6 protein-coding genes are annotated in these 5,680 nt (G+C 68.2%); all 6 read right to left on the reverse strand.

The features are described 5' to 3' along the window. The gene (gene mnhG, locus Q0627_RS15705) at positions 1 to 336 is read right to left on the reverse strand and encodes a monovalent cation/H(+) antiporter subunit G (RefSeq protein ID WP_291018738.1); all 336 of its coding nucleotides are present in this window, start codon (positions 334 to 336) and stop codon (positions 1 to 3) included. After that, positions 333 to 596 (reverse strand): monovalent cation/H+ antiporter complex subunit F, encoded by a 264-nt coding sequence (locus Q0627_RS15710; protein WP_291018740.1) that lies wholly within the window; start codon positions 594 to 596, stop codon positions 333 to 335. Before Q0627_RS15710 ends, mnhG begins: the two co-directional genes overlap by 4 nt. Continuing rightward, positions 593 to 1,441: a Na+/H+ antiporter subunit E gene (locus Q0627_RS15715; RefSeq protein WP_291018844.1), complete on the reverse strand. Its 849-nt coding sequence runs from the start codon at positions 1,439 to 1,441 to the stop codon at positions 593 to 595. Before Q0627_RS15715 ends, Q0627_RS15710 begins: the two co-directional genes overlap by 4 nt. An 8-nt stretch (positions 1,442 to 1,449) precedes the next feature. Then, positions 1,450 to 3,066: a Na+/H+ antiporter subunit D gene (locus tag Q0627_RS15720; RefSeq protein WP_291018742.1), complete on the reverse strand. Its 1,617-nt coding sequence runs from the start codon at positions 3,064 to 3,066 to the stop codon at positions 1,450 to 1,452. Continuing rightward, complete coding sequence (locus Q0627_RS15725; protein WP_291018745.1) at positions 3,063 to 3,692, reverse strand: Na(+)/H(+) antiporter subunit C; 630 nt, start codon at positions 3,690 to 3,692, stop codon at positions 3,063 to 3,065. Before Q0627_RS15725 ends, Q0627_RS15720 begins: the two co-directional genes overlap by 4 nt. Beyond that, a partial coding sequence (gene mbhE / locus Q0627_RS15730; RefSeq protein WP_298811313.1) for a hydrogen gas-evolving membrane-bound hydrogenase subunit E occupies positions 3,689 to 5,680 on the reverse strand: 1,992 nt, incomplete at its 5' end. The genes mbhE and Q0627_RS15725, both read right to left, overlap by 4 nt.

The raw sequence follows: 5,680 nt of genomic DNA on the forward strand, positions 1-5,680 counted from the left end.
TCAGTCGCGGTTGCCGGACTCCATGTCGTCGGGGTTCATCAGGCCGTCGCGGGCACGTTGCTCCTGATAGACCAGGCGGCCGATGCGGTGGGCCACCACCGGGGCGGTGATCAGCGCGAACATCGCGGCCAGCACCAGCATGCCGACGTCGATGTGGTCGCTGCCGAGGCGGATTGCCGAACCGGTGAGGATCAGCAACAGGCCGAACGTCTGCGGTTTGGTGGCCGCGTGCATCCGGGACAGGGTGTCGGGGAAACGGATCAGACCGATCGCGGTGGTCAGCGCCAGCACCGACCCGGTCACCAGCAGCACCGACGAGACGACGTCCCAGATCATGACTGATCGTCCCGCACCCGGAATCGGGCGATCGAGATCGACCCGATGAAACTGAGCAGGCTCAGCGCGACGATCGCCGGGATCACCGTCGAATCACCGCTGTAGGCGGCCCACGCCGCGAGCCCGCACATACACAACGCCACCAGCACATCGAGGGCGACGACCCGGTCCAGCGACGTCGGGCCCATCAGGATGCGGGCGCTCGTCAGCACCGCCGAGATGAGCAGCAGGACGGTCACGACCGTCCACACGATCGTCATGACTGTCCCTCCTGCTTGTCGTGTCCCTGCTTGTCGTGTCCCTGCTTGTCGTGTCCCCGCTTGTCCAGGCGCCGCCGAGCCTGCTGCGAGACGTGATGGAACTCGTCATCGATGCCGTGGTAGGGGCTCGGATGCCATTCGCTGTCACGCTCGAACGCCCGGATGAAGGCCCGCTCCACCCACGCCACCGATTTGTAGAACGCCTTGACGCGGGCCTCGCTGCGGACGTCGAAGATATGCACGTACAGCATGCGGCGGCGATGGTCGATCTCCAGCACCATCGTGCCCGGCACCAGGTTCATATAGTCGACGGCCAGCGTGAGCACCATGTCGGACTTGATGGCCACGCGCACCCGCACCACCGCGCCCAGCGGAGGTTTGCCCGGGCGGATCGCGGCCCACGCGACCTGTGCGCTCGACACGCAGAAATCGACCATGAGCCGGGCGACGATCTGCAGCAGCACGAACGGGTGCAGCCGGCCCTCGACCGGCACGCGGGGCAGCGGCAGCAGGATCATGATCGCCAGCGCCACCCCGATACCGCCGAGCACGTTAGCCCACGAGATGGTGCCCCACAGCAGCACCCACACCGACGTCAGCCAGGTGATCGTCCACAACCGGACCGCGACCTCGCGGGCGTCGCCGCCGAGCCATTTGGGCAGCCGGATCTTGCCGTGCAGCCATACCCAGAACCCGAGGACGGCCCACGCGACCACCAGGAACGACAGCCGCCACACATTGATCAGCGCCGACCGGATCGGTCCCTTCTTGGCCACCGGATAGCGTTCTGCCAGTGCCGAACGCAACTCCTCCCGCTTCGACGTCCTGCCCGGATCGGCCGGCATCTGCCCGCTCACTGACCGTCACCTCCGAGAACTGCTTCGACATACACGCCCCGGTCGACGACGTTCTCGGCTGCGCGGTCGGTGAAGTCGAAGATCGGGCCGGCCCAGATCGTCAGCACCAGACCGGCCGCGACCATCGCCGCCGTCGGCAGCACCATGCCCAGCGGCATCCGGCCCACGTCCTCACGTTCGTCGAAGGCGATGTCGTCGGCGCTCTCGTCGATCAGGGCCGACGGGGTGACGTCGGCGAGGTCGCCTTCGGGGGCGTCGGCGCGGGGCCGCCAGAAGCCTTTGGTCCAGATGCGGGCCATCACGTACAGCGTGAGCAGGCTCGTCACCACCCCGCCGCCGATGAGCACCCATGCCAGCACCGAGCCGTCCTCGCCGCCGGCCTCCAGCAGCGCGACTTTGCCGATGAACCCGGAGAACGGGGGGATACCGCCCAGGTTGAGCGCGGGGATCAGGAACAGCACGGCCAGCACCGGGCTGGCGATGAGACCGCCGAGCCTGCGCAGCGACGCAGACCCGGCCTGCCGCTCGATGAGTCCGACCACCAGGAACAGCGTCGTCTGCACCAGAATGTGGTGCGCCACGTAGTAGATGGCCGCCGACATGCCGATCTTCGACGACAACGCGATTCCGAACACCATGTAACCGATGTGGCTGACCAGGGTGAACGACAGCAGACGTTTGATGTCGGCCTGCGCGATCGCGCCCATGATGCCGATCAGCATCGTCGCCAGCGCCGCGATGAGCAGCACGTTGTCCATCGAGCCGCCCGGGAACAGCAGCGAATGGGTGCGCATGATCGCGTACACGCCGACCTTGGTGAGCAGGCCCGCGAACACAGCGGTCACCGGGGCGGGGGCGGTCGGATACGAGTCTGGCAGCCACGTCGACAGTGGGAACACCGCGGCCTTGATGCCGAAGGCCACCAGCAGGACCGCGAACAGCGCGTTGCGGGTGCCGTCGGGGACGTCGTCGAGGCGCACCGCCATCTCGGCGAGGTTGAGGGTGCCGGTGGTGGCGTAGGCGAACGCGATGCCCGCCAGGAAGATCAGCGACGACACCATCGACACCATCACGTACGACGCCCCGGCGCGCACCCGCTCGGAACTCGCTCCCAGCGTGAGCAGCACGAAGCTCGCCGCCAGCAGCACCTCGAACGAGACGAACAGGTTGAACAGGTCACCGGCGAGGAACGAGTTGCACACGCCCGCGGTGAGGATCAGATACGACGGCAGGAAGATCGACACCGGCTGTCGGGTGCTGGTGCCGTCGCGGATACCCTGGCCGATCGCGTACAGCACCACGCATAGCAGCACGATCGTCGACACCACCAGCATCAGCGCCGACAACTGGTCGACGACCAGCGTGATGCCGAGCGGGCCGTTCGGGTAACCCTTGTCGCCCCAGCCGCCGATCATCACCGCGAACGTGCCGTGTTCGCCGGTCAGATACAGCATCAGGCACGATGCGACGAACACCGTGGCCAGCGCGACGACGGTGACGGCGCGCTGGAAACGGGGACTGCGCCCGCGCAGCAGGGTCAGGGCGGCGGCGATCAGCGGGACCAGTGCCGGCAGCGTGACCAGCACCGGTATCCATGAACTCTGCGGAGTCACGAGGCACCCCCCGCCGGGTTGTCGCGACCGGGTACCTCACCGGCGGATTCGGAGCCGGTGCGCCGCGGATCCTCGTCGGACATCTCGTCGCGGAAGTCGCCGGAGCTGGCCGGGATCAGGTCGGTCTCTATCTGGTCCTGGTGCAGGGCCTCGAACTCCTCGGGGGTCAGCGGGTTGCCGTCGTCGTCGTACAGGTCGCCGGCCGCGGTGTCGGCGAGAGTCACCGGGTCGTCGGTACGGTCGCGGTCGGGGGCGTCCGACAGCGAACCCTTCACGATCTTGACGTCCTCGGTGTCGTCGGACACCTCGTCGTCGTCGCGGTTGAGCACGAACAATCGGTAGACCATGGCCAGCACGAATGCCGCCACGCCCATGGTGATGACGATCGAGGTCAGCACCATCGCCTGGGCGAGCGGGTCGGCGTCACCGCCCTGCCCGGTCGAGGTGCGGCCTTTGATCGGTGGGTCGCCGGGCCCGCCGGAGACGACGACGATCATCAGGTTGATCGCGTTGCCGCACAGCAGCAGGCCCAGCAGCATCCGAACGAGGCTGCGTTCGGTCAGCAGGTAGGCACCGCATGCCGCCAGCACGCCGACGACGATGAGAAGTCCGAGGTTGATGCTCACCGGCTCACCCCGCCCGCCGGTGCCGCCCCGGTGTCGGCGGGGTCCAGGCCCGGGCCGGCTTCCGGCGTGAATCGGGGTGCCGCGGGACTGTTCGGTTCGGCGACGTTCTCCACGTCCAGACGTGCGCCGAGGCTACGCAGTACGTCGAGGACCAGCCCCACGACGATCATGTATATGCCGAGGTCGAAGAACAGGGCCGTCACGAGCTTGACGTCGCCGAGCAGCGGCAGTGTGACCTTGAACACCGCCGACGAGAGCGCGGGCGCACCCAGCAGCAGCGATATCGTCGCGGTGGCCGCCGAGATGGCCAGCCCGGCACCGAGGATGCGTCCGGGTTCCAGCGGCAGTGCTTCACCGAGTTCGTAGCGGCCACCGGCCAGGTAGCGCAGCACCAGCCCCAGCCCCATCGTCAGGCCGGCGGCGAAACCACCGCCCGGCGAGTTGTGACCGGCCCAGAAGAAGTACACCGACAGCACCACGATGGTGGGGAAGATGAGCCGGGTGGTCGCCTCCAGCACCATCGACCGGTGTCGCGGGTCGCGCAGGTCGCTGCCGAGCAGCCAGGTGGTGCGGTCCGGGGGAACGTCGTCATAGTCCGGTGCCCCGGTCGGTCCGCTGCGGGTGGCCGTGCCGTCGCGAGTGGCGTCGGCGACCCGGGGTGCGGCACCGAAGCGGCGGTTGCGGAACACCAGCGACGCCACGCCCGTCGCGGCGACGATCAGCACCGAGATCTCGCCGAGGGTGTCCCAGGCGCGGATGTCCACCAGCAGCACGTTGACCGCGTTCGCGCCGTGGCCGAACTCGTAGGCGGCCGCGGGGAGGTCGATGTGCAGCGGCTGATCCGAGCGGGCGGCCGCCGCGAACAGGCCGATCACCACCAGGGCGGCGCCGAATGCCACACCGAGCAGGGCACGGGCCGTCTTGAAGCCGGTCGCGTGCCGCGGTTCGGGTTCGGCGGGAAGTTTGCGCAGCACCAGCACGAAGATCACCAGGGTCAGCGTCTCGACGAGGAACTGGGTCAGTGCCAGGTCGGGCGCGCCGTACAGGGCGAACAGGGTGCCGCAGCCGTAACCGGTGACACCGACTACGAGCGTCGCTGCCAGCCGGTTGCGCAGCACGGTTGCGGCGAGCGCGGCGGCCACCATGATGCCGCCGACGACCACCTGTGAGGCGGCGTCGAAGCCCGCGATCTCGAGTGAGGTGCGCGCACCGGTGAACAGCACCACCAGCGGCAGGATGATCATCGTCGACAGGATCACGCCCTGGGTGATGGGCAGCGAACCACGCTGGGTGTTCCGGGTCAGCAGCAGTGACAGGGTGTCGGCGCCGCGCAGCGTCGCATCGTACATGCGGTCGGCGTTGAGCAGCGGCCGGAACCCGAACACCCGCTCGCGCAGGCGTCGGACCAGCAGGAACAGGGCGGCGCCGGCCACGATCACGATGATCGAGAACACCACCGGAAGCCCGAATCCGTGCCACATCGCCAGGTGTTCGAGTTCGTGACCGTATGACGGCAGGGTCTGCGCGTGCGGTTCGAGCAGTGAGCCGATCGGTCCGGCGGCGAATCCGGCGGCGACACCGGCGACCGCGAGGACAGTCGGGGCCAGATAGAACAGCGGACCGGGCGGATGCATCTTGACGACGGCGGCGCTCGGCTCGGTGCGTACCTTGCGGCCGAACGCGCCCCACAGGAACCGGGTGGTGTAGGCGAAGGTGATCACCGAGCCGATCAGTATCACGATGTCGACGGTGTGGGTCTGCCAGGTCGCGAGCGCACCCGAACCCCACACGGCCGCGAACGCGGTCTCCTTGCCCACGAAACCCATCGTGAACGGCAGCCCGGCCATGCTCGCTCCGGCGACGGCCGAGATACCCATCAGGACGGGCAGCCGCTCACCGAGGCGCGCCAGCTTGCGCACGTCGCGGGTGCCGGTGGAGTGGTCGATGATGCCGACGACCATGAACAGCGCCGCCTTGAACATGGCGTG

It is taken from the genome of uncultured Gordonia sp. (assembly GCF_937858515.1).
Classification (GTDB): Bacteria; Actinomycetota; Actinomycetes; order Mycobacteriales; family Mycobacteriaceae; genus Gordonia.

What these genes read in the sequence shown, in the direction of transcription:
- mnhG (WP_291018738.1), bottom strand. Translation starts at nt 336, where the DNA reads ATGATCTGGGACGTCGTCTCGTCGGTGCTGCTGGTGACCGGGTCGGTG.
- Q0627_RS15715 (WP_291018844.1), bottom strand. Translation starts at nt 1,441, where the DNA reads ATGCCGGCCGATCCGGGCAGGACGTCGAAGCGGGAGGAGTTGCGTTCG.
- Q0627_RS15710 (WP_291018740.1), bottom strand. Translation starts at nt 596, where the DNA reads ATGACGATCGTGTGGACGGTCGTGACCGTCCTGCTGCTCATCTCGGCG.